The sequence below is a fragment of the Streptomyces sp. NPDC020898 genome (genome assembly GCF_044333925.1).
Taxonomy (GTDB): Bacteria; Actinomycetota; Actinomycetes; order Streptomycetales; family Streptomycetaceae; genus Streptomyces.
In genome coordinates this window covers 224,702-250,451 of record NZ_JBIRRV010000010.1, presented here as the reverse complement: position 1 = coordinate 250,451, position 25,750 = coordinate 224,702, and the positions used below count along the sequence as shown (strand labels likewise).

Sequence of the window (25,750 nt, the reverse complement as noted above, 5' to 3'; positions counted from 1 at the left end):
GGGAAGGCCCCGACAGCGCCGAAAGACACGAACGCGCTGGTCAGGGCCACCCCCTCAGCACTCGATGATGTTCACCGCAAGCCCGCCCCGGGCCGTCTCCTTGTACTTGACGCTCATGTCGGCCCCTGTCTCCTTCATCGTCTTGATGACCTTGTCCAGGGACACCTTGTGCGAGCCGTCGCCCCGCATCGCCATCCGTGCCGCCGTGACCGCCTTCACCGCGCCCATGCCGTTGCGCTCGATGCACGGGATCTGGACCAGGCCGCCCACCGGATCACAGGTCAGGCCGAGATTGTGTTCCATGCCGATCTCGGCCGCGTTCTCGACCTGTTCGGGGCTGCCGCCCAGCACCTCGGCGAGCGCGCCCGCCGCCATTGAGCAGGCCGAACCGACCTCGCCCTGGCAGCCGACCTCCGCGCCGGAGATGGACGCGTTCTCCTTGAACAGCATGCCGATCGCGCCGGCGGCGAGCATGAAGCGGACCACGCCCTCCTCGTCGGCGCCCGGCACGAAGTTGATGTAGTAGTGCAGGACCGCCGGGATGATGCCCGCCGCGCCGTTGGTCGGGGCCGTGACGACCCGGCCGCCCGCCGCGTTCTCCTCGTTCACCGCCATCGCGTACAGCGTGATCCACTCCATCGCGCGGGCCAACGGCTCGCCCTCCGCGCGGAGTTGACGGGCCGACATCGCCGCGCGGCGGCGGACCCGGAGCCCGCCCGGGAGGATGCCCTCGCGGGACATACCGCGGGACACGCACGCCTGCATCACGCGCCAGATGTCCAGCAGCCCGGAGCGGATCTCGTCCTCCGTGCGCCAGGCCCGCTCGTTCTCCAGCATCAGCGCGGAGATCGACAGGCCCGTCTCCTTCGCCAGGCGCAGCAGTTCGTCGCCCGTGCGGAAGGGGTACTTCAGAGGCGTGTCGTCGAGCTTGATCTTGTCCGCGCCCACCGCGTCCTCGTCGACGACGAACCCGCCGCCCACCGAGTAGTACGTCTTCGTGAGGAGTTCGGCGCCTGCCGCGTCGTACGCCCACAGGGTCATGCCGTTCGCGTGGTAGGGGAGCGTCTTACGGCGGTGCAGGACCAGGTCGTCGTCGAAGGAGAAGTCGATCTCGTGCTCGCCGAGGACGCGGAGGCGGCCCGCCGCCTTGATCTGCTCCACCCGTTCGTCCGCGCCCTCCACGTCCACCGTGCGCGGCGAGGCGCCCTCCAGGCCGAGCAGTACCGCCTTGGGCGTGCCGTGGCCGTGTCCGGTCGCGCCCAGGGAGCCGTACAGCTCCGCGCGGACCGACACCACCGCACCGAGGACCTTCTCGTTGCGCAGCCGGCGGGCGAACAGCCGGGCCGCGCGCATCGGGCCGACCGTGTGGGAGCTGGACGGGCCGATACCGATCGAGAACAGGTCGAAGACCGAGATGGCCACGGGGACTCCTCCAGAGAGGGCGGGGGCACACGTCGTCGGGTGCCCCCGCCAGGGAACTACTTGTTGAGACCGGGGTACAGCGGGTGCTTGTCGGCCAGCGCCTTCACACGTGCCTTCAGGGCTTCGCCGTCGTACGACGGCTTGAGGGTCTCGGCGATGACGTCGGCGACCTCCGTGAAGTCCTCGGCGGTGAAGCCGCGGGTGGCCAGCGCCGGCGTGCCGATCCGCAGGCCCGACGTCACCATCGGGGGGCGCGGGTCGTTCGGGATCGCGTTGCGGTTGACGGTGATGCCGACCTCGTGGAGGCGGTCCTCGGCCTGCTGGCCGTCCAGTTCGGAGTTCCGCAGGTCGACGAGGACCAGGTGGACGTCCGTACCGCCGGACAGGACGGACACGCCGTGCTCCCCGACGTCCGCGCGCACCAGGCGCTCGGCGAGGATCCGCGCGCCCTCCACCGTACGGCTCTGGCGCTCCTTGAACTCCTCGCTCGCCGCGACCTTGAAGGAGACGGCCTTCGCCGCGATCACGTGCTCCAGAGGGCCGCCCTGGAAGCCCGGGAAGACGGACGAGTTCAGCTTCTTCGCGAACTCCTTCTTGGCGAGGATGATGCCGCCGCGCGGGCCGCCCAGTGTCTTGTGGGTGGTGGAGGTGACGACGTCCGCGTACGGCACCGGGTTCGGGTGCAGGCCCGCCGCGACCAGACCGGCGAAGTGCGCCATGTCGACCCAGAGGTACGCGCCCACCTCGTCCGCGATGCGGCGGAACTCCGCGAAGTCCAGCTGACGCGGGTACGCCGACCAGCCCGCGATGATCACCTTCGGCCGGTGCTCCTTGGCGAGCTGCTCCAGCTCGGCCATGTCGACCAGACCGGCCTCGTCCACGTGGTAGGCGACCACGGCGAACTGCTTGCCGGAGAAGTTCAGCCGCATCCCGTGGGTGAGGTGGCCGCCGTGAGCCAGGTCCAGCCCGAGGATGGTGTCGCCGGGCTGGGCCAGCGCGAACAGCGCGGCCTGGTTGGCGGAGGCGCCCGAGTGCGGCTGCACGTTGGCGTACTCGGCGCCGAACAGCTCCTTGACCCGGTCGATCGCGATCTGCTCGGCGACGTCGACGTGCTCGCAGCCGCCGTAGTAGCGGCGGCCGGGGTAGCCCTCGGCGTACTTGTTGGTGAGGACCGAGCCCTGGGCCTCCATGACCGCGACCGGAGCGAAGTTCTCCGAGGCGATCATCTCCAGGGTGGACTGCTGGCGGTTCAGCTCGGCGTCGAGGGCGGCGGCGATGTCCGGGTCGAGCTCGTGCAGGGGAGTGTTCAGAAGCGACATGGGTTCAGTACGTCCTTACGCCTGTCTTAAGCCTGTGTCTCAAGCCCGGGTGTCTCAGCTGCCGGAGAACGCGGTGTACTCGTCCGCGGAGAGCAGGTCGCCCGGCTCGTCCGCGACCCGCACCTTGAAGAGCCAACCGCCCTCGAACGGGGCGGAGTTGACCAGCGAAGGATCGTTGGAGACGTCCTCGTTGACCTCGGTGACCTCACCGGAGACCGGGGAGTACAGGTCGCTGACCGACTTGGTCGACTCCAGCTCACCGCAGGTCTCGCCCGCGGCCACCGTGGCACCGACCTCGGGAAGCTGGACGTACACGACATCGCCGAGCGCGTTGGCCGCGTGCTCGGTGATACCGACCGTCGAGACGCCGTTCTCGGCGCCCGACAGCCACTCGTGCTCCTTGCTGTAGCGCAGCTGCTGGGGGTTGCTCATGGCCTGAATTCTCCTGTACGCGGGGGACTGGTCCTGCATGGGGTACTACAGGGAGACTGCCTGCCCGTGAGCGGGCAGGAAACGGGTCGTTTCCGACGCTGCCGAAGTTACTTCCGGCGCTTGTAGAACGGCAGCGCCACGACCTCGTACGGCTCGTGACTGCCCCGGATGTCCACGCCCACGCCCGGCGTGCCCGGTGCCGAGTGCGCGGCGTCGACGTACGCCATCGCGATCGGCTTCCCGAGGGTGGGGGAGGGGGCGCCCGAGGTGACCTCGCCGATCACCTGGCCGTCGGCGACGACCGGGTACCCGGCGCGCGGGACGCGACGGCCCTCGGCGACCAGACCGACGAGGACGCGCGGCGGCTCCTGCGAAGCGCGCTCGGCGGCCTCGCGCAGGGCCGCACGGCCCACGAAGTCGCCGGCCTTGTCGAACTTGACGACCCTGCCGAGCCCGGCGTCGAAGGGGGTCAGCGAGAGTGACAGTTCGTGCCCGTACAGCGGCATGCCCGCCTCCAGGCGCAGGGTGTCCCGGCAGGACAGACCGCAGGGGACCAGGCCGACGCCCTCGCCCGCCTTGGTCAGGGCCTGCCACAGCTCCACGGCGTGCTCCGGCTGCACGAACAGTTCGAAGCCGTCCTCGCCCGTGTAGCCGGTGCGGGCGATCAGCGCGGGGACGCCGGCGACGGTGGCGGGCAGGCCGGAGTAGTACTTGAGGCCGTCGATTTCGGCGTCGGTCACCGACTTCAGGATTCCCGGAGACTCGGGTCCCTGCACGGCGATCAGCGCGTAGGCGTCGCGGTCGTCGCGGACCTCGACGTCGAACTCCTCGGCGAGGTTGCTCAGCTCGTTCAGGACGTGCTGGGCGTTGGAGGCGTTGGACACGATCATGAACTCGGCGTCGGCCAGCCGGTACACGATGAGGTCGTCCAGGATGCCGCCGTCCCGGACGCAGATCATGGTGTAGCGGGCGCGGCCCACGCCCACCGCCGCGAGGTCGCCGACGAGGGCGTAGTTCAGGAACTCGGCCGGCTCGGCCCCGGACACGGTGATCTCGCCCATGTGGGAGAGGTCGAAGAGGCCGGCCTTCGTGCGCACGGCCAGATGCTCGTCGCGCTCGGAGCCGTACCGCAGGGGCATGTCCCAGCCGGCGAAGTCGGTCATGGTCGCGCCGAGCGCACGATGCAGGGCATCGAGGGCGGTCTTACGCGCAGAAGTGCTGCTCATCGGTTGTGCTCCCAGGGCATGACGGCGAGGTCGTTCCTCCCCATCTGTCATCGGAACCTGAGAGGTTCGCCATGAAGACATGGCTTGCACCGTGGGTGGAGCCGCTGGTCACCAGGACCGGCGGCCCGCTTTTCAGATGTGCCTCGCCCGCGCGGTAACGGGGCCTGAGAGATTCAAGGGAGGGACTTGCTCCTTCGGCGCCCGGCCACCCGTAGGTGTCCGGAACTCTCCCGCGCGGATTCAAGCGGCCGGTATGCAGTTGGCGCGCACATCATCGCACGCATTCTCCGGGCGCGGCAGGGGGACCCTTCACAGAGGACACACGGCTCCGCGACAGGCGCGCATATCGCCCTGTAGCAGGCCTGTTGCAGTAAGGGGACCCAATCAAGAGACACCGCGTATTACCTTCTCTTTACACTCGACGGGGATGGGTTTCCCAACCCCATGGGAGGACGATCACGGTGAACAGGACCACGGCGTACGCGACGACCCCAGCCCTCGCGCTGCCCGAGCAGCCGGCCGCCCCGGCCCGGGAGGTGTGCGCCTCGCACTCGGCACCCGTGATCCGCGACCTCCGGGAGCGTTCGGGCCACAGCCCGCACGGCCTCACCTTCGGTGCCCGCGACCTCGTCGTGGTCACCGGCCTGCCCGGCAGTGGCAAGTCCACGCTGATGCGCCGGGCGGTGCGCGGCACCGGCATCGACTCACAGAACACCCGCGACCGCTGGGACGCCCGTACGCCCTCCTTCCTCCCCTATGCCGTCTACCGCCCCCTCGTCCGCCTCGCCCACTACGCCGGGCTGCACCGCGCCCTGCGTTCCGGCGCCGGAGTCGTCGTGCACGACTGCGGTACGCAGGCATGGGTGCGCGGCTGGCTGGCCCGCGAGGCCCGCCGCCGGGGCGGCACCCTGCACATGCTGCTCCTGGACGTCACCCCGGACCAGGCCCTGGAGGGTCAGCGCGAGCGCGGCCGGGGCGTCTCGCGCTACGCCTTCCTGCGCCACCGCCAGGCCGCCTCGCGGCTGCTGCGCGCGGCGGAGAAGGGGCTTCTGCCGGAGGGCTGCGGCTCGGCGGTGCTGATCGACCGGGACGCGGCGGACGTACTGCGCAGGATCGACTTCGCGGACTGACCCTCGTACCTCCCGGGGCCGGTTAGGGTTTTGCTCATTAAGAGGAGTCATGGCAGCGGTTCACAGCAGGCGGTAGGCAGATGGACATCCCGGCGGACATCCCCCCGGACTTTTCCGGGGGTTTCCCCGCACCGGCGCATCCCCGTTCCCACGGCGGCTGGCCCGGCAACGAGCTGGAGGAGGTGCTCTCGGCGTCCCTCGGCGTCCCCGGCGCGGGCGCACGCATCGTCGAGGTCCTGGGCCGCAGCTTCGTCTGGGTCCCCCTCCCGTCCGGCGGGGGCCCGCACACCGGGCCCCTCGACCTGCCCACGCTCGACATCGAGGGCCAGGCGTACGTACCGGTCTTCAGCTCCGAGGAGCAGTACCGGCAGGTCGTCGGCCCCCATGTGCCGTACACCGTGGCGCCCGCCGTCGAGTTCGCCCGCGGACTGCCGCCCCAGGTCGGCATCGCCGTGAACCCGGACGGCCTGGTCGGCGTCCCGCTGCCCCCGCCGGCCGTGGCCGAACTCTGCCGCTCCGGCCGCACCGTCCTCGACGGCGCCGGCGGCGGCCGGGTCCGCCTCTACGAACCCCACTGGCAGGAGGACCCCGTCGACTTCCTCACCGCCGCGTCGGCGGAGTTCGCCGGCACCGGCGTCGTACTGACGGCCCGTCGCTGCCTGGCGACCATCGAGACCTCGGCCCCCCTCATGTTCGTGGGCGTCGAACTCTCCCCCTGGGACCCGGTCGCCCGCACCATCCCGATGGACGCCCTGGCCAGGGCCCTCGGCAGAGCAGACCCCGGCTGGCCGGTCAACCTCGTCTTCCTGGACGCGGCAAAGGACCCGGTAACAGACTGGCTGAGAGACCGAGTCCGCCCCTTCTACCAACACGGCTACTGATGAACTCGCCCCGGGGGGCAGCCCCGCAGGGGCAACCCCCAGGGGCGCGGGGAACTGCGCGACAAGCCACAACGCACCCGCGGCCGACAGCCGACAGCGAGCCCCGAGCTCTCAACGGCTTACCCCGCGGAGCACCTAAGCTAGAACGCACAACAAGGTCAGGGTTACGAAGGGGCGGTAATGGTGAGCGCGTCGGGCACGGCCGCGGCCGGTCAGGTCGAGCACATGCTGCGCCAGGTGACGCCCGGGCGTTACGACGCCTACGAGGCGCTCCTGCGTGCCCTCGCGACCCCGTCCTCCGGCCAGATCTGGATGCTCCTCTGGCACGGCCAGGCCGGCTCCCCCGACGCGCAGTACGGAAACATGCAGGTCGAGGGGTACGGCTACGCGCCCTGTGTGACCTCGGCCCAGGAGCTGTCGGTCAGCGGCTGGAACAGGTCGTACGAGGTGGTCGACGGCCTCGACGTGGCCCGCACCCTCTACCCGGACCAGTACGGCCTCTGGCTCAACCCGCACTCCCCGGGCGGCGGCGTCGGCATTCCCTGGCTCGACCTGCGCCGGATCGCGACGGGCCTGGAGCGACAGCCCGCCGGACCCCTGCGCCTCGCCGAACCCGGCATCGAGATCCCGCAGTTCTACGCCCTGCTCTCGCAGAACGCCCACCGCACCCAGGCGGTCCGTTCCCTGCGCCGCGCCTGGGTGCAGCCGGCGCTCGGGGCGCCGTATCTCGCCATCGGGCTCGACGTGTACGACACCTCGCCGCCGGCCGTCGACTCGGTGCGCGCGATGATGCAGCAGTCGATCGGTGCGGTGCCGGACGGGCTGCCGGTGTCGACGGTCGCGATGTCGGACGAGCAGGACCCGGTCGTGATGTGGCTGCGCGCGAACGCCCGCCCGTTCTACGACCGTGAGGCCCACGCGATCGCCGCTCCGCCCCAGACGCACCAGGCTCCGGCGGCGGGATACGGGTATCCGCCGGCGCGGGGTCGTTACTGACCGCAGTTTCACACAGACGGTCGAATCGGCGAGCCGCTGTCTTCGCGCGTAGATCGCGGCGGATAGTCGCTATTATCACCTCGTGTCCCTTGTGTCCCAACTGCCCCGCGTCCGAGAGCCGTTACCCGCTGTTCGGATAACGGATTCCCCAGGACAGCATCACGGTTGCGCATACTTTCGCCGACAGACCTTCCACGTGATCGCTGAATCACTGAAGACTCGCCTGTCAGACGATGGGGTCATCGATCCGTTCAGTCGGCAGTGCATGGCTAAGTCGACTCATCAGCACGGATCGTCAGCGGGAGTCAGCAGGAACAGCTCAGCGACAACAGCTCAGCAGGACAGCCGTGTCCACGGGCCGCACCATCTGCGGCCGGTACCCGGTCAGCAAGTGAATCAAGCCGCAGACAGCGGCAGGCGTAGGCCGGTCACCACCGGCGAGAGGGGTCGGGTCACTGTGACCGCACCGATCGAGACCACCGCAGCGGCAGCCGAGGCACAGCCGGAGGCTGTGCTCGCCGGTGTCGGTAAGGGGCAGATCGAGGGCCGTTCCCTTGGGCAGATCGCCTGGACCCGGTTCAAGAAGGACAAGGTGGCGGTGGCCGGCGGGGTCGTCGTCATCCTGCTGATACTGCTCGCGATCCTCTCCCGGCCCATCCAGGCACTGTTCGGCCTCGACCCCAACGCGTTCAACCAGGACCTGATCGACCCCAACACATCCCTCCCCAAGGGTGACTTCGGCGGCATGAGCTGGGACCACCCGCTCGGTGTCGAGCCGAAGTTCGGGCGTGACATCGCCACCCGCATCCTGGAGGGCTCCTGGGTCTCGCTGGTCGTCGCGTTCGGCGCCACGATCCTGTCCAACGTGATCGGCACGATCCTCGGCGTCGTCGCCGGGTACTACGGCGGCCGGGTCGACGCGGTCATCAGCCGGCTGATGGACACCTTCCTGGCCTTCCCCCTCCTGCTGTTCGCCATCGCCATCTCCGCCACCCTCCAGGGCGGCGCGTTCGGCCTGGAGGGGCTGCCCCTCCACATCAGCGTGCTGATCTTCGTCATCGGCTTCTTCAACTGGCCGTACCTGGGACGCATCGTCCGGGGCCAGACGCTCGCCCTGCGCGAGCGCGAGTTCGTGGACGCCTCCCGGGGGATGGGGGCCAAGGGGCCGTACATCCTCTTCAGGGAGCTGCTGCCGAACCTGGTCGGCCCGATCATCGTCTACTCGACGCTGCTCATCCCGACCAACATCATCTTCGAGGCGTCGCTGAGCTTCCTCGGCGTCGGTATCCAGCCCCCGCAGGCGTCCTGGGGCGGAATGCTCAACGATGCGGTCGACTTCTACAAGGTCGACCCGCAGTTCATGATCGTGCCCGGTCTTGCCATCTTCGTGACCGTCCTGGCGTTCAACCTGCTCGGCGACGGTCTCCGAGACGCTCTCGACCCGCGCAGCCGCTGATGCGGTCGCGGCGGGAGTTCAGCACGTTTCCAACAATGGAGGAGAAGCAGACCATCATGCGAAGGTCAGGGCTGGCCGCGGTTGCGGCAATCGGAACTGTGAGCCTGCTGCTCGCAGGCTGCAGCAAAGCCGAAGACGATTCCCCGGACAACACCAAGGCGGCTGGAGCCGACGCAGCGACCAAGGATGTCGTCAACGCCTCCACGCAGAAGGGCGGCACGGTCACCTACGCGTACTCCGACGTGCCGGACTCCTTCGACCCCGGCAACACGTACTACGCGTACATGTACAACTTCAGCCGGCTGTACGCCCGCCCGCTGATGACCTTCAAGCCCGCCGCGGGCGACAAGGGCAACGAGCTCGTCCCCGACCTCGCCGCGAGCGCGGGCGTGCCGAGCGACGGCGGCAAGACCTGGACGTACAAGCTCCGTGCGGGGCTGAAGTACCAGGACGGCACGGCGATCACCTCGAAGGACGTCAAGTACGCCGTCGAGCGCTCCAACTTCGCGCGTGACGTGCTCTCCCTCGGCCCGAACTACTTCCAGCAGTTCCTCGACGGCGGCGACAAGTACAAGGGCCCGTACAAGGACAAGAGCGCCGAGGGCCTGGCGTCCATCCAGACGCCGGACGACACCACGGTCGTCTTCAAGCTCAACCGCGCCTTCCAGGAGTTCGACTACCTGGTCGCGACGCCGCAGACGGCGCCGGTGCCCCAGTCCAAGGACAAGGGCATCGACTACGTCAAGAGCATCGTGTCCTCGGGCTCTTACCAGTTCCAGAGCTACGACGAGGGCAAGCAGGCCGTCCTCGTCCGCAACAAGAACTGGGACGCGAGCACCGACCCGCTGCGCAAGCAGTACCCGGACAAGATCGTGGTCAACCTGAAGGTCAACCCGGAGACCATCGACCAGGACGTCCAGGCCGGCAACGTGATCGACCTGGGTGGTACGGGTGTCCAGGCCGCGACCCAGGCCGATGTCGTCAGCGACCCCGAGAAGAAGGCCAGCACCGACAACACCTACGGTGGCCGTCTCGTCTACATGGCGATCAACACCAAGCTGAAGCCGTTCGACAACGTCGAGTGCCGCAAGGCCGTCGAGTACGCCATCGACAAGACCTCGGTGCAGACCGCCCAGGGCGGCCCGATCCGCGGTGACATCGCCACGACCGTCCTTCCGCCCGACATCCCGGGCTACGAGAAGGCCGACATCTACGCCACCGACGGCAACAAGGGCGACCCGGCCAAGGCCAAGGAGCACCTGAAGGCCTGCGGTCAGACCACGATCAACACCAGCATCACCGCGCGCAGCGACCGTCCGGCGGAGATCGACGCGGCCACCGCGATCATCAACTCGCTGAAGGCCGCCGGCATCAACGCCACGATGAAGCAGTTCCCGGCGGGCAAGTACTTCACCGACTACGCGGGTGTCCCGAAGTGGGACGCGGACAACAACGTCGGTCTGATGATGATGCAGTGGGGTTCCGACTGGCCGTCCGGCTACGGCTTCCTGCAGCAGATCCTGCACGGTGACGCCATCGGCGCCTCGGGCAACACCAACCTCTCGCAGTTCGACAACAAGGAAGTCAACGAGCTGCTGGAGAAGGCGATCGGCACGGAGGACAAGGCCGCGCGCGACGCCATGTACACCGAGATCGACAAGAAGACGATGGACGAGGCTGCCCTCGTCCCGCTGACCTACTTCAAGGTCCTGCTGTACCGCCCGGCCAACTTCACCAACCTGGTGTCGACGGCGGCGTTCAGCGGTCAGTACGACTACCTCAACATCGGCACGACCAAGAAGTAGCCCGGAAGGCAGGTGAAGGCATTGGTGCCCGCGGGCTTCGCAGCCCGCGGGCACCAGGCCGGTCCCCGTGATCTCGTACATTCTCCGTCGGACGTTCGCGGCAGTGATCCTGCTGCTGGTCGTCACCGCGGTCACCTTCGCCATCTTCTTCCTGCTGCCACGGCTCGCCGGCCAGAGCGCCGACCAGCTGGCCCAGCAGTACATCGGGAAGAGCCCGACGGCGGCGGACATCGCCGCGGTGAAGCGAAACCTCGGTCTGGACGACCCCCTTTACCTCCAGTACTGGCACTTCATCAAGGGGATCGTGTCCGGTGCCACCTATGACCTGGGGCCCACCACGACACACTGCAGCGCGCCGTGCTTCGGCTACTCCTTCAAGACCCACGTCGAGGTCTGGCCGCAGCTCACCTCCCGTCTGCCGGTGACGATCTCGCTGGCCGCCGGTGCCGCCGTACTGTGGCTGGTGTCCGGTGTGACGGTCGGTGTGATCTCCGCGCTCAAGCCGGGCTCGGTCTTCGACCGGTCCTTCATGGGCGTCGCCCTCGCCGGTGTCTCGCTCCCCATGTTCTTCACGGGCAACCTGGCCCTGCTGCTCTTCACCTACCAGTGGCCGATCTTCGGCCGCACGTATGTGCCGTTCACCGAGAACCCGGCGCAGTGGGCCAACACGCTCTTCCCGGCGTGGTGTTCGCTCGCCCTTCTCTACTCCGCCATCTACGCGCGGCTCACCCGCTCGGGGATGCTGGAGACGATGAACGAGGACTTCATCCGCACGGCCCGCGCCAAGGGCCTGCGGGAGCGCAAGGTCGTCGTCCGGCACGGTCTGCGGGCCGCGCTGACGCCGATCATCACCGTGTTCGGCATGGACCTGGGCCTGCTGCTCGGCGGTGCGCTGATCACCGAGACGGTGTTCTCGCTGCACGGCGTCGGCGAGTACGCGGTGCAGGGCATCAAGGACAACGACCTGCCCCCGATCCTCGGCGTCACCCTGCTCGCCGCCCTCTTCGTCGTTGTCGCAAATCTTCTGGTGGACCTGCTCTACGCGGCCGCCGACCCTCGGGTGAGGCTCTCGTGACCGAACTGTCCAAGACCGGCGCCGCGGTGGGCGAACCCTCGCCCTCGAACGCGCCCAGTGCCTTCCTCGAAGTCCGTGACCTCAAGGTGCACTTCCCGACCGACGACGGTCTGGTCAAGTCCGTCGACGGACTCAGCTTCCAGCTGGAGAAGGGCAAGACCCTCTCCATCGTGGGCGAGTCCGGCTCCGGCAAGTCCGTCACCTCGCTGGCGATCATGGGCCTGCACCGGCTCGGTGCCCGCGGCAAGAACGTCCGGATGTCCGGCGAGATCTGGCTCGACGGCAAGGAACTCGTCGGCGCCGACCCGGACGAGGTGCGCAAGCTGCGGGGCCGCGAGATGGCGATGATCTTCCAGGATCCGCTGTCCGCGATGCACCCGTACTACACGGTCGGCAACCAGATCGTGGAGGCGTACCGCGTCCACCACGACGTCAGCAAGAAGGTCGCGCGCAAGCGCGCGATCGAGATGCTCGACCGTGTCGGCATCCCGGAGCCCGCCAAGCGTGCCGACAGCTACCCGCACGAGTTCTCCGGCGGTATGCGCCAGCGCGCGATGATCGCGATGGCGCTGGTCAACAACCCCGAGCTGCTCATCGCGGACGAGCCGACGACCGCCCTCGACGTGACCGTCCAGGCGCAGATCCTCGACCTGATCCGGGACCTCCAGAAGGAGTTCGGGTCCGCGGTCGTCCTCATCACGCACGACCTCGGCGTGGTCGCCGAGATCGCCGACGAGGTCCTCGTGATGTACGGCGGCCGGTGCGTGGAGCGCGGCCCGGTCTACGAGATCTTCGAGCAGCCGCAGCACCCGTACACCTGGGGTCTGCTCGGCTCGATGCCGCGCATCGACCGGGAGACCTCGGACCGGCTCATCCCCGTCAAGGGTCAGCCGCCGAGCCTCATCAACGTCCCCTCGGGCTGCGCCTTCCACCCGCGCTGCCCGTACGCGGACATCCCCAAGGGCGACGTCACCCGTACCGTGCGCCCGGAGCTGCAACAGGTCGACGGCGGGCACTTCTCCGCCTGCCACCTCTCGCAGGAGGACCGTACGCGGATCTGGACCGAAGAGATTGCGCCGAAGCTGTGAGCGATTCGAAGAAACCTGAGGCAGCGACCGGTACGGCGGCTTCCTCCGACGAGCGTGAGGTGCTGCTCAAGGTCGAGGGGCTGACCAAGCACTTCCCCATCAAGAAGGGGATCCTGCAGCGTCAGGTCGGCGCGGTCAAAGCCGTCGACGGCATCGACTTCGAGGTGCGCAAGGGCGAGACCCTGGGCGTGGTCGGTGAGTCGGGCTGCGGCAAGTCGACCATGGGGCGGGTCATCACCCGGCTCCAGGACCCGACCGCCGGTTCGATCCACTTCGAGGGCCAGGACATCACCCGGCTGAAGTCGGCCGGGATGCGTCCGCTGCGGCGGGACATCCAGATGATCTTCCAGGACCCGTACGGCTCCCTGAACCCGCGTCACACCATCGGCTCGATCGTCTCGGCGCCCTTCCGGCTCCAGGGCGTGGAGCCGGAGGGCGGGGTGAAGAAGGAGGTCCAGCGGCTCCTGGAGCTGGTGGGCCTGAGCCCCGAGCACTTCAACCGCTACCCGCACGAGTTCTCCGGCGGCCAGCGCCAGCGCATCGGCATCGCCCGCGCGCTCGCCCTGAAGCCGAAGCTGGTCGTGGCCGACGAGCCGGTGTCCGCGCTGGACGTGTCGATCCAGGCCCAGGTCGTGAACCTGATGGACGACCTCCAGAAGGAACTCGGCCTGACGTACGTGATCATCGCGCACGACCTGTCCGTCGTACGCCATGTCTCGGACCGGATCGCGGTGATGTACCTCGGCAAGATCGTCGAACTCGCCGACCGGTCGTCCCTGTACGAGGCGCCGATGCACCCGTACACCAAGGCCCTGATGTCGGCGGTCCCGGTACCGGATCCCCGGCGCCGGGGTGCCAAGAGCGAGCGCATCCTCCTCAAGGGCGACGTCCCGTCGCCGATCGCCCCGCCGAGCGGCTGCCGTTTCCACACCCGGTGCTGGAAGGCGACGGAGATCTGCCGGACGACCGAGCCGCCGCTCCTGGAGCTGAAGGTCGGTCAGCAGGTCGCCTGCCACCACCCGGAGAACGCCGAGGACCAGGCCCCGCAGGACACCGTGCTGCTGTCGGCGGCCCGGGAGGCGGTGGAGCTGGTGACACCGGCGGCGACGGAGCCCACCGAGGAGAAGTCCACCGACACCACTCCGTCCGACGCCCCGGAGCCGGAGAAGTCGGAGAAGTCGGAGAAGTCGACGGACAAGTAGGGCATGGCGAGTTGGCGAAGTCATGGACATCCAGCAGCTCTTCAGCCCCTCCGTCCAGCACACCCTCGATCTAGTCGGCATCTTCGTCTTCGCGATCTCGGGTGCCCTGCTCGCCGTACGCAAGAACTTCGACGTCTTCGGGATCGCCGTTCTCGCCGAGGTCACCGCGCTGGGCGGAGGGCTGCTGCGGGATCTGGTCATCGGGGCCGTGCCGCCGGCCGCGTTCACGGATCTCGGGTACTTCCTGACGCCACTGCTCGCCGCCCTGCTCGTCTTCTTCCTCCACCCGGAGGTGGAGCGCATCCAGGCGGGCGTCAACGTGTTCGACGCGGCGGGGCTCGGGCTGTTCTGTGTCACGGGCACGGTCAAGGCGTACGACCACGGCCTCGGCCTCACCGCCTCCGCCGCCCTCGGTCTCGCGACCGCCGTGGGCGGCGGAGTGCTGCGTGACGTCCTCGCCAACGAGGTTCCCTCGCTGCTGCGTTGGGACCGGGACCTGTACGCGGTCCCGGCGATCGTCGGTTCCGCGCTGGTCGTTCTCTGCATCCGCTACGACGCGCTCACCCCGTTCACCAGTGGGCTCGCGGTCGTCACGGCCTTCGTCCTGCGACTGCTCGCGATGCGGTTCCACTGGCGAGCGCCGCGCGCGTGGCACCGGCGGTCGACGGCTCGTGAGGAAGAGGCCGCGCAGACCTAGGGGAGCCCGTGGTGTTCGTCGTGCCGCCCGCCTTCTGGCCGCCCGCGTCGAACTGCTGGGTGAGCCAGCGGAACACCGTGGTGATCTGGGGCCGCCACAGCGCCATGTTGTGGCCGCCCGCACTGCGCGGCAGGTAGACCACGTCCACGGCTGTCGGCGACTTCGCCACCTTCTGGAGGGCCATGCCGGCCTCGTAGCCGTCGCCGGACTCGCCGGAGACGTAGAGCGCGACCGCGGGCGGGGTGCGGTCGTGCCGGAGGATCAGGTACGGGTTGTCCGCGGCCCGCAGGCGCGGGGTCTGCGCGGCCAGCGAGAGGGGCTCGCTGATCGGGTCGTTGTAGCCGGACATGGACACCGCGGCCCGGTAGCGGTCGGGGTGCGCGACCGCGAGCTTTGCCGCGCAGTGCGCCCCCGCCGAGTACCCGGCCACCGCCCAGCCGCCCGGCCCGCTCTCGGCGCGGAAGTTGTCCGTGACCATTTTCGGTACGTCGATACTGAGCCAGCTGTCCGCGTTGACCCGGCCGGGAATGTTGGCGCAGCCCGTGTCCGCGTCGGCGATGAGGGTGGTGCGCGGCGACACCAGGATGAAGGGGGCGATCCGGCCGCTTCTCATCAACGGGAGCAGCTGCGCGGGCGTGTGCAGCGAACCGAACCAGGACTTCGGCGAGCCCGGATAGCCCGGCAGCAGCTCGACGACCGGGAACCTGCGGTGCCGGTAGGCGGCCTGGTGGTACTGCGGGGGCAGCCATACGTAGACCTCGGCGTCGACGCCCGAGACCTGGCCCTTGAGGTCGGTGACCTGGACGCCGCCGGCCGCGTGCATGCCGGGTCCGTCGGCCTCGCGGAACGTCTGCCGCACCTTCGGCAGGTTGCGCAGCGAGATACCGCCGGTGCCGTCCGGGCCGAGGTCGGCGGCGGCCTGGACGTGGTCGCCCGTGCCGAGCAGGTCGCCCCAGTTGTCGTACAGGTTGTTGGAGTTGTTCACCAGCAGGAAGACCAGCGTGATCGCTGTGGCCTGGGCGAACAGCACCATCAGCAGCCGGGCCGCGCCGCGCACGAGGGCGGGCCCGCGCACCCGGGACCAGACGGCCAGGGGCAGCAGTACGGCGACGGCGGCGAGCGCGATCGTCGTGAGGAGGAACGGCGTACCGGTGAGGCTCATGTCTCCGAGGAGGGGAATCCGGCCGCGTCGGTCACGGACGCGGACAAACCCTTACCCAAGACATTCCGGTCACTTACCAAGTGCGCGTCACCATAAAAGCTACCGCTTAGTATTTTTCTGTTGTACCGTTCACGCATGCGAGAAGCAGCTTCCGTCCAGGCCGTGCGAGCCAGCATCGGCGACAGCGAGTTCGACCGCGACACCGCCGTCACCCGGCGTGCGCCCGGTGTCTACGACATCGATCTCTCCGCCGGCTGGACGATCATCAACGCCGTCAACGGCGGCTATCTGCTGGCCGTTCTGGGCCGCGCCCTCGCGGACGCCCTCCCGCACGGCGACCCCTTCAGCATCTCCGCGCACTATCTGACCGCGTCCCGCCCCGGCCCGGCCGTCGTCCGCACGGACGTGGTCCGCACCGGCCGCACCCTGTCGACCGGCACGGCCTCGCTCTTCCAGTACGACGACGAGGGCCAGGAGGTCGAGCGGATCCGCGTCCTCGCCTCCTACGGCGACCTGGGCGCCCTCCCCGACGACGTCCGTACGACGGCGAAGCCGCCCGCGATGCCGCCCGTCGAGCAGTGCTTCGGGTCCCAGGACGCACCAGCCCCGATCCCCGGTAGTTCTGCCATCACCGACCGGCTGATGCTCAAACTCGACCCCGCCACCCTCGGGTGGGCGCTCGGCTCGCCCTCCGGCAAGGGGGAGATGCGGGCCTGGTTCGGACTCGCCGACGGTCGTGACGCCGACCCGCTCTCGCTGCTCCTCGCCGTCGACGCGCTGCCCCCGACCGCCTTCGAGATCGGCCTGTCCGGCTGGGTCCCGACGGTCGAGCTGACCGTGCATGTGCGCTGCCGCCCGGCGCCGGGCCCGCTGCGGGTCTGCATCACGACCCGCAACCTGGCCGGCGGCTTCCTGGAGGAGGACGCCGAGGTCTGGGACAGCGCGGACCGACTCGTCGCCCAGTCGCGGCAGTTGGCGAGCGTACGGCTCGGCTGACCTGCCCCCGGGTGCGGCTTCTGTCACGGGGCTGTACCAGTGGGTAATGTGATTGCCGAAGAGAAAGTCCAGGTCAGAGAGGTGCCTTGAGGCGCGCTTTGCCGCACGCACAGGCAAGGGACAGCGCGGGCCCAAGGAAGCGCAAGGCGCCGTTGATTCGATGCCCGCCTCGAAGCTCTCTCATCTTTCCTGGAGTTGTTTCTCATGAAGCGTGTGCGTCTCGTCCCTGCCGTGGCCCTGCTGGCGCTGTCGCCGCTGATGCTCACCGCCTGCGGTTCCGGTGACTCGTCGTCGTCCTCGAACAGCGGCAACTCCGGTACCTCAGGCCAGAGTTGCCAGGCTCCGTCCGGTGCTCCCTCGGGCGCGCCGAGCGGCGCTCCGTCCGGTGCGCCCTCGGGGGCCCCATCGGGTCAGCCGACCGGCGCGGCCCCGTCCGGTGCTCCCTCGGGCATGCCGTCCGGCGGTCCCGGCGGTGGTGGCCAGGGCGGTGGCTGTGGTGGCGGCCCCGGCGGTCAGCAGGGCCAGCAGGCTCAGCAGCAGGGCTGACAGCGGCGGGGCCCGGGAGCCTCGCGGGTACGACATGGGCGGCGCGCTCGACGGACGGGCGCGCCGCCCACGTACGTTCCGGGGACGCTCCGCGCGGGTCAGCCCAGCCAGTTGCGGCGGCCGATGACGATCAGTCGCATCCGGCGGGTCGCCAGATGGGCCACCCGCTCGCGCTCCGCCTCGGTGGCGTCCAGCGTCTCCATGAACTGGGAGGCGGTCACCAGCATCTGGTCGACGTACAGGCCCGCGAGCATCAGCAGGTCCTCCTCGCCCCACCCCTCGGACTCGGGCTGTTCGGCCAGCGCGTCCCGTACCTCCTCGGCGAACCGGGCGAGTTGGTCCCGGATGGCGTCGCGGACCGGCTGGACCCCGCCGTGCCGCTCGCGGGCGATGAAGCGGACGTGGGCGGGCTGCGCCTGGACGTGACGGGCGATCAGATCGACCGCGCGGACTATGCGGTCCTCGCTGTCGCCGCCCCCGGACACCGTCGTGGCGATCATCGGGTGCAGGCTGCCGAGTGCCTCCTCGACGAGGGCGACCCCCAGGTCGGCCGTGGAGCGGAAGTGGCGGTAGAACGCGGTCGGGGCGACACCGACGGCGCGGGTGACCTCCCGCAGCCCCAGGCTGCTCAGGCTCTGGTCCTCCAACAGGCCGAGCGCCGCGTCCAGGAGTGCCTGGCGGGTCTTCTGCTTCTGGGCCTGGCGGATGCCGAGAGTGTGACTCATGCCATGCAGTTAACAACTGTTCTCTGTAATTGAAAAGCCGGGAAGCGCGCTAGACTCAAGAGTCAGTGAACAACTGTAACTACAAGCGTTCACTGAAATGTAACGAGAGCTGTACCGAAGAGCTGTAACGAAAGGGATCTCCCCCCATGTTCTTCCTCGTGGCCGTCCTTCTGCTGCTGGGCATGGTGCTGGGCACCGTCGCCCACGTCCCGGTCTCGTTCACCGTCCTCGCCGCCGCCGGTATCGCCCTCTGGCTCGGCATCTTCGCGCTCCGTGAGCGCCACGCCCGTCGGAGCTGATCACCATGCAACTCACCGCATCGGCCACCGGCCGTACCGAGCGCACCGTTCCCCGCGAGGCCGACGGCATGGCCGTCGCGTCCTTCATCCTCGGCCTGCTCGGCCTGCTGGTCCTCAACCTCCTCCTCGGCCCGGTCGCCATCACGCTGGCGATCGTCGCCCTCTGGCGCGGTACGAAGCGGCGCGGCCGGGCACTGCTGGGCCTCGGCCTCGGCGTGGCCGACCTGGTCGTGCTCGTCACCCTGATGCAGCTGGACCAGACCGTGTCGTGGAGCTTCTGATCCGTCGGTGTCCGCGCCAAGCCCTACGCGGCCCCGGCCCCGTCACCGGGGCGCCGTAGAATCACGTCACCATGGCATACCTCGACCACGCCGCGACCACCCCGATGCTTCCTGAGGCGGTCGAGGCAATGACCGCGCAGCTCGGCGTCACCGGAAACGCCTCCTCACTCCACGCGGCCGGCCGGAGAGCCAGGCGTACGGTCGAGGAGGCCCGCGAGACGCTCGCCGAGTCGCTCGGCGCCCGCCCCAGCGAGATCGTCTTCACCTCCGGCGGCACCGAGGCCGACAACCTCGCCGTCAAGGGCCTGTACTGGTCCCGCCGCGACGCCGACCCGGCCCGCACCCGCGTCCTCGCCAGCCCCGTCGAGCACCACGCCGTGCTCGACGCCGTGCACTGGCTCGGTGAGCACGAGGGCGCCACCGTCGAGTACCTCCCGGTCGACTCGTACGGCCGGGTCCACCCCGACGCCCTGCGCGAGGCCATCGCCCGTAACCCCGACGATGTCGCCCTGGCCACCGTCATGTGGGCCAACAACGAGATCGGTACGGTCTTTCCGGTCCGTGAACTCGCCGAGGTGGCAAGGGAGTTCGGCGTGCCGTTGCACGCCGACGCCGTGCAGGCCTTCGGCCAGGTGCCCGTCTCCTTCGCCGACTCCGGGCTCGCCGCGATGACCGTCTCCGGCCACAAGATCGGCGGCCCGTACGGGATCGGCGCGCTGCTGCTCGGCCGTGAGTACAGCCCCGTACCCGTGCTGCACGGTGGCGGTCAGGAGCGGCACGTGCGGTCCGGGACCCTCGACGTGCCCGCCGTCGCCTCCTTCGCGGTGGCCGGCCGGATCGCCGCCGAGCAGCAGGAGTGGTTCGCGAACGAGATCGGCGCCCTGCGCGACTCCCTGGTGGAGGAGGTACGCCGGGTGGTGCCGGACGCCATCCTCGGCGGCGACCCGGTGGACCGGCTGCCCGCCAACGCCCACTTCACCTTCCCCGGCTGCGAGGGCGACTCCCTGTTGCTGCTCCTGGACGCGCAGGGCATCGAGTGCTCGACGGGGTCCGCCTGTACGGCCGGGGTGGCCCAGCCCAGCCATGTCCTCCTGGCCTGCGGTACGGCCCCCGACCTGGCTCGCGGCACGCTCCGCTTCTCCTTCGGCCACACCTCCACGCAGGCGGACGTGGAGGCGGTGGCGAAGGGGATTGGCCCTGCCGTTGAGCGGGCTCGGGCGGCGGGCCTGAGTTGAGCTGAGCGCTCCGCGGGGTTGGCGGTTCTTTTGCCGCGGGCCCGGTGGGGGCTTGTCGCGCAGTTCCCCGCGCCCCTAAAAAGGGGGCGCGGGTGTGCGACCGGGTTTACAGGTGCGGCATCGGGTTCACGAGGCCTGCGCCTGGTGTCAGTTGGTTTGCTGCCGCCTGGCTGCTGCCCGGCCAGATTGCTGGGCAGTGGGTGTTCTTCGGGGGTGTTGTCAGGGTGGTGAGGTAGGTGTCTGTCGCCGCGCGCATGCAGGGGCTGCGCCAGTAGGTGATGTGGCCGACTCCGTCGTACGTCAGCAGGCGTGCCTCGCGGCCCATCTGGCGGGTCGCGTTCGCCGCCCAGGCGTGGGGTGTCGCCACGTCGTACCGGCTGTTGGTCACCAGGATCGGCGGGGTGCCGTCCACCCGGAGCGGGTGCTGCGGGTTGGCCACCCGGTCCGTCCAGTTCTGGCAGGTGGTCATGTACGACCAGCTCAGCGAGGCGACCCGGGTGAGCGGGGCGATGCGCGCCAGCTCCGTCTCGTACCGGGCCATCGTCGCGTACGAGGGAACGTCCAGGTCGAAGTCCTGGCACAGGACCGGGTCGTACGTGAACGCCACCGGGTCGGCCGCCGCCGTCACCGCGGTCTCCGTCGCCGTCTGTGCGGGCGGCGCGGGCACGATGCTCAGGTACGACAGGACGAGGGCGAACGAGGACCAGTCGTCGGGGTCGTACATGTAGCTGTAGGTGGTGCCCCGGAGCGACGAGGCGGGGAAGGGGCGGTTGGAGAGGGTGTAGACGAGGCGGCCCTCCTCGGCCGCCCGGTAGTACGACTCGTAGAGGGCGCGCACGTCCTTGCCGTACAGCAGGCAGCTCGGCGTACGCTCGCACCAGTCGGCGAACAGGCCGAACGAGGCCTCCAGGGTCTCGGTGCGGCTCTTGAGGATGCCCCACGCGCCCAGGCTGTGGTCCATGTTCGAGTCCAGCACCATCGCCCGGACCCGGTGCGGGAACTGTTCGGCGTACTGCTGGCCGATCAACGTGCCGTACGAGCCGCCCCAGTAGCTGATCTGCCGCTCGCCGAGGCCCGAGCGGATCGCGTCCATGTCCCGCGCGACGCTCTGGGTGTCCATGTGGTCGGCGAGCGGTCCCGACACCTCGCGGCAGCTGTCGGCGAGGGCGCGGTTGGCCTGGCGGAGGGTCTGGAACGAGGCTTCGTCGGTCGGGCCCAGCGCGGCCCGCCGGGCCGTCACCTTGTCCCCGGCGCAGTGCATCTCGGCGCTGCGGGCGATACCGCGCGGGTCGAAGCCCACGAAGTCGAAACGGGCGGCGAGTTCGGGGGAGAAGGAGGACGGCGCGCTGAACGCGAGGTCCACACCGGACTGGCCGGGGCCGCCCGGGTTGAGCAGCAGCGAGCCGATCCGGCGGTCGGGGTCGGTGGCCCGGTGCCGGGCGAGGGCCAGGTCGACGGTCGTGCCGTCCGGGTGCTGCCAGTTCACGGGGACCGTGAGGGTACCGCACTCGAAGTCGCCCTCGCCGTACGGGGATTCGCAGGGTTCCCAGGCTATGGGGGTCGTGGGGGTGGGGGTGCTGGGGGTGGTGGCCGCGGTCGCAGTCCCGGTCAGTAACTGGGCGAGGAGTGCGGTGGCCGCCACTCCGACGGCCGCCAGCATGCGTCTGGGTGTGGGGGATGACACGGATGGTCCTCCGGGGCACGGGAGTTCATGGATGGATCACGGAATGGATCACAGCATGAACCCAACAGCCCGGCAGGCCAAGGAAACTGACGGTCCGTAAGTGATCTGCTGATGCTGCCGCCGGTGCTTCCACCGCCGGCGGCAGCTGTCGCAGGGAGTGTCGGGCAGGGCCTAACTGTCCATCACCATGAGGGCGGCCATCATGCCCTCGTCCTCGTGCTGGAGCAGATGGCAGTGGAGCATGTACATGTACGTGTCGTCGGCGAAGTCGGTGAACTTCATCGCGATCTTGATGGAGCCGCCGCCGACCACCTCGTAGGTGTCGAACCAGCCCAGGTCGGTGCCCGTGGGTGCCTCACCGTTGATCTCGATCAACTGGAACGGCACGTCGTGCAGATGGAAGGAGTGTTCCAGCTGCGTGAGGTTGGAGATCGTCCAGACCTCCTCGGCGTCGAGCGTGGTCATGATCGTCGCCATCGCGTCCATGGTGGTGCCCACGGCGCCGTTGATGTTCATCAGCAGCCCGCTCTGCCCCAGGGTGATCGTGCGGGCGGCGAAGGCCGACGTGTCGTACCGGGTGATGGTGTTGAGCGTGCTCGGCAGGTCGGCCGGGGTGTCGGAGGCGTCCGGCGTGACGGTCAGGAAGTCGTACGTGCCGCTGCCGCCGCGGACCCAGCCGGTCGTGACCACCGTCTGCAGCGTGACCGCGGCGTCGAGGTCGAGGACGAACTCGGCGCGGCCGCCCGCCACCAGCCGGATGGAGGTCACCTCCGCGGCCTCGGCGAGGTAGCCCTGGTCGGTGGCGATCTGAGTGAGGGTGCCGCCGTCGCCGCGCTGCACGGTCAGGATGTCGGAGGGGGAGGCGTTCAGGACGCGGAAGCGGGTGCGCTTCTTGGTGGCGGTGAAGCCCAGGGTGGTCGCGTCGACGTTGGTGCCGTTGCACAGCACCGGGTAGCTGTTGCCGGCGCTGAGATAGCCGGTGAGGTTGTACTTGACGTCACCACTGGCGTCGGCGGACAGGCACTGCAGGACGAGCGGGATGTCGTCGACGCCGTACTCGCTCGGCAGCGCGGCCGAGGCGTCCGAATCGTCCTCGACGATGATCAGCCCGACCAGGCCGCGGACGACCTGCTCGGCGGTGGTGCCCAGGGCGTGCGGGTGGTACCAGAGGGTCTTGGCCTCGTCCTTGATCTCGAAGGTGGGCGACCAGGTCTCGCCGTCGGCGAAGGAGTTCTGCGGACCGCCGTCCATGTCGGGAGGGATGTGGGCACCGTGGAAGTGGACGCTGGTCTCGTCGCCCAGGTTGTTGGTGATGTTCAGCAGGACGGTGCTGCCCTTGGTCCACTTCATGGTCGGGCCGAGGTACGACCCGTTGTAGCCGGCCGTCTGACTGGTGACGCCGCTGAGCACCTCGTTCGTCCCAGTCTGCGCGGTCAGGGCGAACGTGGTGGTGCCGTCGGCGGTGGTGCCCTCCAGCAGGTCCGGGATGTTCAGGGCGGTGTCGGCCGCGGCGGCCTTGAAGGCGTTGCCGTCGGTCAGCAGGGCGAAGGTCGCCCCGGCCGCCCCCACGGAGGCCAGCCCGACCCCCGCCAGTCCGCCGAGGAACTTCCGCCGGTGCAGGCCCTTGCCGCCCCGGCCCCCGGTCCTGGTGTGCTCGCCCTTGTCGCCCCGGTCGCGTTTCGCGTGAGCGCCCCTGCCCTGCTGGTCCGCGCCCGAAGAAGGATCTGTGGTGTGTGCCATGGCACGGGAGCTTTGATCCGAGGGCTGTGTGAGGACTGAGGCGAAGTTAGGAGCGAGCCGGGGCGGCTGTGGAAACACCGTGTGTGGTCACGGGCATCAACTCCCTGTGGGGAGAGCTGAGTTGGCGTACCGCAGGTCAAGATCGGGGTCCGGGACACATCGGGCAGCCGAAGGTGCGGAGGTGTTCGCGAAATCGAGTGCGAGTGACCTGTGTCACACCGCCTGGAAAGTGCGGGAGCCGTCAGGCGGTTGTCAGTTTCGCCGCTGAGCAGGTCGGGCGAAATCGGCTGCGGTTCGGCAGCGCCCTGCAAGGGGCGCGGGGCTGTGTCGATCTGCGGCTCCGCCGCGGGGCGCGACCAGCCACGACGGTGCCGCAGCGGACCGACGGCCCCTCGCGGCACTTCCAGCGGAGCGCTCAGGCCTCGGTCGTGGCGGCGCCCGCTGCCTCCCGCACCAGCCGCAGATACCGGTCCCAGTCCCAGCCCGTCCCCGGATCGGTGTGGTCCGTGCCCGGCACCTCCACGTGGCCCATGATGTGCTCCCGGTCGACGGGTATGCCGTACCGCGCGCAGACCCTCGCCGTCAGGCGGGCCGAGGCCGCGTACATCGCGTCCGTGAAGTCCTCGGGCTTGTCCACGAAGCCCTCGTGCTCGATGCCGACGCTCCGCTCGTTGTACTCCCGGTTGCCCGCGTGGAACGCCACGTCCAGCTCGCGGATCATCTGCGTGACGTGCCCGTCCTTGCGGACTATGTAGTGCGCCGCGGCTCCGTGCGCCGGGTTCTGGAAGACCTTCACCGCACTGTCGAAACTGCCCTGCGTGACATGGATGATCACCCGGTCCACGCCGTAGTCGTCAGGCCGGTCCGCCAGCCGCCAGTTCGCCGAGGAGGCCGCCACCCAGCGCGCCCCCGCGTAGTCGACCTCGCCGTCCTTGCGCGGCTTCGCCATCCCGGGCACCCGCCACCACAGCCGCCCCAGTTCGTCCCGCGCGAGCACACCCGTGGCGACGGCGGCCACCGCCCCGCCGATGAGCAGGGAGCGCCGGCCGATACGCCGGTCGCCGTCCTTCGGAGCCCGCCGGTGACCGTTCTGCGCGTCCTGCCCGTCCTGCGAAAGGCCGCGGCCGGTGTCCTGCCGAGCCTGTAGTTCCTCCATACGAGCGTCAACGGATACTCGCGCGCCCCGGTTCCCGGCGCCCCGTACTCTTGAAGGGTTATGACTCACACCTCGCAGCGACCCCTTCGCGTACTGGCCGCCATGTCCGGCGGCGTGGACTCCGCCGTAGCCGCCGCCCGGGCGGCGGAAGCCGGCCATGACGTGACGGGCGTCCATCTCGCCCTGTCCGCGAACCCGCAATCGTTCCGCACGGGCGCGCGTGGATGTTGCACCATCGAGGACTCCCGCGACGCCCGCCGCGCGGCCGACGTCATCGGCATCCCCTTCTACGTGTGGGACCTCGCCGAGCGCTTCCGCGAGGACGTGGTGGACGACTTCGTCGCCGAGTACGAGGCGGGGCGCACCCCGAACCCGTGCCTGCGCTGCAACGAGAAGATCAAGTTCGCCGCGCTCCTCGACAAGGCCCTCGCCCTCGGCTTCGACGCGGTCTGCACGGGCCACTACGCGCAGGTGATCGTCCTTGAGGACGGCACGCGCGAGCTGCACCGCGCCTCGGACATGGCCAAGGACCAGTCGTACGTCCTCGGAGTCCTCGACGACCGCCAGCTCGCGCACGCCATGTTCCCCCTCGGCGACACCCTCACGACGAAGGACGAGATCCGCGCGGAGGCCGAGCGGCGCGGTCTCGCCGTCGCCAAGAAGCCCGACTCGCACGACATCTGCTTCATCGCCGACGGCGACACCCAGGGCTTCCTGGCGAACCGCCTGGGCCGCGCCGAGGGCGACATCGTCGACGAGTCCGGCACGAAGATCGGCAGCCACGAGGGCGCGTACGGCTTCACCATCGGCCAGCGCAAGGGGCTCCGCATCGGCACCCCGGCCGCTGACGGCAAGCCGCGCTACGTCCTGGACATCTCCCCGGTGAACAACACCGTGACGGTCGGCCCGGTCGCGGCCCTCGACGTGAACGCCCTCACCGCGATCAAGCCCCGCTGGTGCGGAGCGGCCCCCACCGGCCCCGGCACCTACACCGCCCAGCTGCGCGCCCACGGCGGCGAGACCGAGGCCACCGCCGAGCTGATCGACGGCACCCTGGAGGTCACGTTCACCGAGCCCGTACGCGGGGTGGCGCCGGGCCAGGCGATCGTCCTCTACGACGGCACGCGCGTCGTCGGCTCGGCGACGATCGCCACGACGACCCGGGCCACGGCGGGCGTGGCCTGAGCCGGCGGACAC

At 69.5% G+C, this 25,750-nt stretch carries 24 protein-coding genes and 1 riboswitch; of the genes, 15 read left to right on the top strand and 9 right to left on the bottom strand.

Features of this window, described 5'->3' with window-relative positions:
* Window positions 1-54 precede the first annotated feature (54 nt).
* The 4 genes from ACH4TV_RS29710 to gcvT all read right to left on the bottom strand — a co-directional run bounded on the left by ACH4TV_RS29710 (window position 55) and on the right by gcvT (window position 4,399).
* Window positions 55-1,422 carry an L-serine ammonia-lyase gene (locus ACH4TV_RS29710; protein WP_398403381.1) on the bottom strand — a complete coding sequence of 456 codons (1,368 nt, stop codon included), beginning with the start codon at window positions 1,420-1,422 and terminating at the stop codon, window positions 55-57.
* A 56-nt stretch (window positions 1,423-1,478) separates the two neighbouring features.
* Window positions 1,479-2,741 carry a serine hydroxymethyltransferase gene (gene glyA / locus ACH4TV_RS29705; protein ID WP_398403379.1) on the bottom strand — a complete coding sequence of 421 codons (1,263 nt, stop codon included), beginning with the start codon at window positions 2,739-2,741 and terminating at the stop codon, window positions 1,479-1,481.
* Window positions 2,742-2,795: 54 nt separating this feature from the next.
* Window positions 2,796-3,173, bottom strand: coding sequence for a glycine cleavage system protein GcvH (gcvH, locus tag ACH4TV_RS29700; protein ID WP_398403377.1), 378 nt, complete (start codon window positions 3,171-3,173; stop codon window positions 2,796-2,798).
* A gap of 107 nt (window positions 3,174-3,280) precedes the next feature.
* On the bottom strand, window positions 3,281-4,399 hold the full coding sequence (gcvT, locus tag ACH4TV_RS29695) for a glycine cleavage system aminomethyltransferase GcvT (protein ID WP_398403375.1): 1,119 nt from the start codon (window positions 4,397-4,399) through the stop codon (window positions 3,281-3,283).
* Window positions 4,400-4,541: 142 nt separating this feature from the next.
* Window positions 4,542-4,642: riboswitch (glycine riboswitch) on the bottom strand.
* Window positions 4,643-4,854: 212 nt separating this feature from the next.
* Here gcvT and ACH4TV_RS29690 point away from each other — a divergent pair.
* The 9 genes from ACH4TV_RS29690 to ACH4TV_RS29650 all read left to right on the top strand — a co-directional run bounded on the left by ACH4TV_RS29690 (window position 4,855) and on the right by ACH4TV_RS29650 (window position 14,729).
* Window positions 4,855-5,529, top strand: a complete 675-nt coding sequence (locus ACH4TV_RS29690) for an AAA family ATPase (RefSeq protein ID WP_398403572.1) — start codon at window positions 4,855-4,857, stop codon at window positions 5,527-5,529.
* Between the two features lie 80 nt (window positions 5,530-5,609).
* A complete protein-coding gene (locus ACH4TV_RS29685) occupies window positions 5,610-6,410 on the top strand; it encodes an enhanced serine sensitivity protein SseB (protein ID WP_398403373.1) in 801 nt (266 codons plus the stop codon).
* Window positions 6,411-6,593: 183 nt separating this feature from the next.
* On the top strand, window positions 6,594-7,406 hold the full coding sequence (locus ACH4TV_RS29680; RefSeq protein ID WP_398403570.1) for an enhanced serine sensitivity protein SseB C-terminal domain-containing protein: 813 nt from the start codon (window positions 6,594-6,596) through the stop codon (window positions 7,404-7,406).
* 457 nt (window positions 7,407-7,863) lie between these two features.
* Complete coding sequence (locus tag ACH4TV_RS29675) at window positions 7,864-8,862, top strand: ABC transporter permease (RefSeq protein ID WP_398403371.1); 999 nt, start codon at window positions 7,864-7,866, stop codon at window positions 8,860-8,862.
* A gap of 35 nt (window positions 8,863-8,897) precedes the next feature.
* Window positions 8,898-10,667 carry an ABC transporter substrate-binding protein gene (locus tag ACH4TV_RS29670; protein WP_398403369.1) on the top strand — a complete coding sequence of 590 codons (1,770 nt, stop codon included), beginning with the start codon at window positions 8,898-8,900 and terminating at the stop codon, window positions 10,665-10,667.
* Between the two features lie 67 nt (window positions 10,668-10,734).
* Window positions 10,735-11,742 carry an ABC transporter permease gene (locus tag ACH4TV_RS29665; protein ID WP_398403367.1) on the top strand — a complete coding sequence of 336 codons (1,008 nt, stop codon included), beginning with the start codon at window positions 10,735-10,737 and terminating at the stop codon, window positions 11,740-11,742.
* On the top strand, window positions 11,739-12,830 hold the full coding sequence (locus tag ACH4TV_RS29660) for an ABC transporter ATP-binding protein (protein WP_398403365.1): 1,092 nt from the start codon (window positions 11,739-11,741) through the stop codon (window positions 12,828-12,830). Before ACH4TV_RS29665 ends, ACH4TV_RS29660 begins: the two co-directional genes overlap by 4 nt.
* Window positions 12,827-14,032, top strand: coding sequence for an ABC transporter ATP-binding protein (locus ACH4TV_RS29655; RefSeq protein WP_398403363.1), 1,206 nt, complete (start codon window positions 12,827-12,829; stop codon window positions 14,030-14,032). The genes ACH4TV_RS29660 and ACH4TV_RS29655 overlap by 4 nt, the downstream gene beginning before the upstream one ends.
* 22 nt (window positions 14,033-14,054) lie before the next feature.
* Complete coding sequence (locus tag ACH4TV_RS29650) at window positions 14,055-14,729, top strand: trimeric intracellular cation channel family protein (RefSeq protein ID WP_398403361.1); 675 nt, start codon at window positions 14,055-14,057, stop codon at window positions 14,727-14,729.
* On the opposite strand, the gene ACH4TV_RS29645 is transcribed toward ACH4TV_RS29650, so the two are convergent.
* A complete protein-coding gene (locus tag ACH4TV_RS29645; RefSeq protein ID WP_398403359.1) occupies window positions 14,623-15,891 on the bottom strand; it encodes an alpha/beta hydrolase in 1,269 nt (422 codons plus the stop codon). The two genes, ACH4TV_RS29650 and ACH4TV_RS29645, sit on opposite strands and share 107 nt — an antisense overlap.
* Before the next feature lie 135 nt (window positions 15,892-16,026).
* On the opposite strand from ACH4TV_RS29645, the gene ACH4TV_RS29640 reads away from it, so the two are divergent.
* Both ACH4TV_RS29640 and ACH4TV_RS29635 read left to right on the top strand, forming a co-directional pair.
* The gene (locus tag ACH4TV_RS29640; RefSeq protein WP_398403357.1) at window positions 16,027-16,887 is read left to right on the top strand and encodes a thioesterase family protein; all 861 of its coding nucleotides are present in this window, start codon (window positions 16,027-16,029) and stop codon (window positions 16,885-16,887) included.
* 204 nt (window positions 16,888-17,091) lie between these two features.
* A complete protein-coding gene (locus tag ACH4TV_RS29635) occupies window positions 17,092-17,433 on the top strand; it encodes a hypothetical protein (protein ID WP_398403355.1) in 342 nt (113 codons plus the stop codon).
* A 98-nt stretch (window positions 17,434-17,531) separates the two neighbouring features.
* On the opposite strand, the gene ACH4TV_RS29630 is transcribed toward ACH4TV_RS29635, so the two are convergent.
* Window positions 17,532-18,158: a TetR family transcriptional regulator gene (locus tag ACH4TV_RS29630; RefSeq protein ID WP_398403353.1), complete on the bottom strand. Its 627-nt coding sequence runs from the start codon at window positions 18,156-18,158 to the stop codon at window positions 17,532-17,534.
* 146 nt (window positions 18,159-18,304) lie between these two features.
* On the opposite strand from ACH4TV_RS29630, the gene ACH4TV_RS29625 reads away from it, so the two are divergent.
* The 3 genes from ACH4TV_RS29625 to ACH4TV_RS29615 all read left to right on the top strand — a co-directional run bounded on the left by ACH4TV_RS29625 (window position 18,305) and on the right by ACH4TV_RS29615 (window position 19,973).
* The gene (locus ACH4TV_RS29625; protein ID WP_398403351.1) at window positions 18,305-18,457 is read left to right on the top strand and encodes a hypothetical protein; all 153 of its coding nucleotides are present in this window, start codon (window positions 18,305-18,307) and stop codon (window positions 18,455-18,457) included.
* Between the two features lie 5 nt (window positions 18,458-18,462).
* Window positions 18,463-18,738 carry a DUF4190 domain-containing protein gene (locus tag ACH4TV_RS29620; RefSeq protein ID WP_398403350.1) on the top strand — a complete coding sequence of 92 codons (276 nt, stop codon included), beginning with the start codon at window positions 18,463-18,465 and terminating at the stop codon, window positions 18,736-18,738.
* A gap of 71 nt (window positions 18,739-18,809) precedes the next feature.
* On the top strand, window positions 18,810-19,973 hold the full coding sequence (locus ACH4TV_RS29615; RefSeq protein ID WP_398403348.1) for a cysteine desulfurase family protein: 1,164 nt from the start codon (window positions 18,810-18,812) through the stop codon (window positions 19,971-19,973).
* A 106-nt stretch (window positions 19,974-20,079) separates the two neighbouring features.
* Here ACH4TV_RS29615 and ACH4TV_RS29610 read toward each other — a convergent pair whose 3' ends face one another.
* The 3 genes from ACH4TV_RS29610 to ACH4TV_RS29600 all read right to left on the bottom strand — a co-directional run bounded on the left by ACH4TV_RS29610 (window position 20,080) and on the right by ACH4TV_RS29600 (window position 24,553).
* Window positions 20,080-21,657 carry an alpha/beta fold hydrolase gene (locus ACH4TV_RS29610; protein ID WP_398403346.1) on the bottom strand — a complete coding sequence of 526 codons (1,578 nt, stop codon included), beginning with the start codon at window positions 21,655-21,657 and terminating at the stop codon, window positions 20,080-20,082.
* Window positions 21,658-21,828: 171 nt separating this feature from the next.
* The gene (locus ACH4TV_RS29605; RefSeq protein WP_398403344.1) at window positions 21,829-23,397 is read right to left on the bottom strand and encodes a multicopper oxidase family protein; all 1,569 of its coding nucleotides are present in this window, start codon (window positions 23,395-23,397) and stop codon (window positions 21,829-21,831) included.
* A gap of 415 nt (window positions 23,398-23,812) precedes the next feature.
* On the bottom strand, window positions 23,813-24,553 hold the full coding sequence (locus ACH4TV_RS29600) for an N-acetylmuramoyl-L-alanine amidase (protein WP_398403342.1): 741 nt from the start codon (window positions 24,551-24,553) through the stop codon (window positions 23,813-23,815).
* A 60-nt stretch (window positions 24,554-24,613) separates the two neighbouring features.
* On the opposite strand from ACH4TV_RS29600, the gene mnmA reads away from it, so the two are divergent.
* Window positions 24,614-25,738: a tRNA 2-thiouridine(34) synthase MnmA gene (mnmA, locus tag ACH4TV_RS29595; RefSeq protein ID WP_398403340.1), complete on the top strand. Its 1,125-nt coding sequence runs from the start codon at window positions 24,614-24,616 to the stop codon at window positions 25,736-25,738.
* Window positions 25,739-25,750 lie beyond the last annotated feature (12 nt).

Coding starts and splice junctions, on each gene's coding strand:
- glyA (WP_398403379.1), bottom strand. CDS start 2,741: ATGTCGCTTCTGAACACTCCCCTGCACGAGCTCGACCCGGACATCGCC.
- gcvH (WP_398403377.1), bottom strand. CDS start 3,173: ATGAGCAACCCCCAGCAGCTGCGCTACAGCAAGGAGCACGAGTGGCTG.
- gcvT (WP_398403375.1), bottom strand. CDS start 4,399: ATGAGCAGCACTTCTGCGCGTAAGACCGCCCTCGATGCCCTGCATCGT.
- ACH4TV_RS29685 (WP_398403373.1), top strand. CDS start 5,610: ATGGACATCCCGGCGGACATCCCCCCGGACTTTTCCGGGGGTTTCCCC.
- ACH4TV_RS29670 (WP_398403369.1), top strand. CDS start 8,898: ATGGAGGAGAAGCAGACCATCATGCGAAGGTCAGGGCTGGCCGCGGTT.
- ACH4TV_RS29650 (WP_398403361.1), top strand. CDS start 14,055: ATGGACATCCAGCAGCTCTTCAGCCCCTCCGTCCAGCACACCCTCGAT.
- ACH4TV_RS29645 (WP_398403359.1), bottom strand. CDS start 15,891: ATGAGCCTCACCGGTACGCCGTTCCTCCTCACGACGATCGCGCTCGCC.
- ACH4TV_RS29640 (WP_398403357.1), top strand. CDS start 16,027: ATGCGAGAAGCAGCTTCCGTCCAGGCCGTGCGAGCCAGCATCGGCGAC.
- ACH4TV_RS29635 (WP_398403355.1), top strand. CDS start 17,092: ATGAAGCGTGTGCGTCTCGTCCCTGCCGTGGCCCTGCTGGCGCTGTCG.
- ACH4TV_RS29630 (WP_398403353.1), bottom strand. CDS start 18,158: ATGAGTCACACTCTCGGCATCCGCCAGGCCCAGAAGCAGAAGACCCGC.
- ACH4TV_RS29625 (WP_398403351.1), top strand. CDS start 18,305: ATGTTCTTCCTCGTGGCCGTCCTTCTGCTGCTGGGCATGGTGCTGGGC.
- ACH4TV_RS29620 (WP_398403350.1), top strand. CDS start 18,463: ATGCAACTCACCGCATCGGCCACCGGCCGTACCGAGCGCACCGTTCCC.
- ACH4TV_RS29615 (WP_398403348.1), top strand. CDS start 18,810: ATGGCATACCTCGACCACGCCGCGACCACCCCGATGCTTCCTGAGGCG.
- ACH4TV_RS29605 (WP_398403344.1), bottom strand. CDS start 23,397: ATGGCACACACCACAGATCCTTCTTCGGGCGCGGACCAGCAGGGCAGG.
- ACH4TV_RS29600 (WP_398403342.1), bottom strand. CDS start 24,553: ATGGAGGAACTACAGGCTCGGCAGGACACCGGCCGCGGCCTTTCGCAG.
- mnmA (WP_398403340.1), top strand. CDS start 24,614: ATGACTCACACCTCGCAGCGACCCCTTCGCGTACTGGCCGCCATGTCC.